General features: G+C 63.5%; 1 protein-coding gene. It reads left to right on the forward strand.

Annotated elements, in window-relative coordinates:
- A partial coding sequence (locus ENZ74_RS33975) for a glutaminase (protein WP_206522421.1) occupies positions 1–491 on the forward strand: 491 nt, incomplete at both ends.

Raw genomic sequence — 491 nt, forward strand, 5'->3', positions numbered from 1 at the left:
CGCTGACACTGGCGCTCGGCAATGTCGGTGACGCGCTTTGGCAGCGGGTAGGCCGCGAACCGTCAGGCAATCCATTCAACTCGATCGTGCAGCTCGAGCATGAGAACGGCATTCCGCGCAACCCGTTCATCAATGCCGGCGCCATTGTCATTTCCGACATCCTGCTTGCCGGCCACCAGCCGCGCGAGGCGATCGGCGAAATCCTGCGCTTCATCCAGTTCCTCGCCGACGACGAAACGATCATCATCGATCGTGAGGTCGCGGCGTCCGAACGGGCCACCGGCTATCGCAACTTCGCGCTTGCCAACTACATGAAATCCTTCGGCAATCTCCACCACGCGCCGGAGCTGGCGCTGGGCGTCTACTTCCACCATTGCGCCATCGCAATGAGTTGCCGGCAACTGGCGCTCGCCGGCCGCTTTCTCGCCAATGGCGGCAAGAACCCGGCGACCGGGCATTCCGTGGTGTCGGCCGAACGGGCACGCCGCATC

It is taken from the genome of Mesorhizobium sp. M7A.F.Ca.CA.002.15.2.1, from assembly GCF_003998715.1.
In the GTDB taxonomy this organism is placed as follows: domain Bacteria; phylum Pseudomonadota; class Alphaproteobacteria; order Rhizobiales; family Rhizobiaceae; genus Mesorhizobium; species Mesorhizobium ciceri.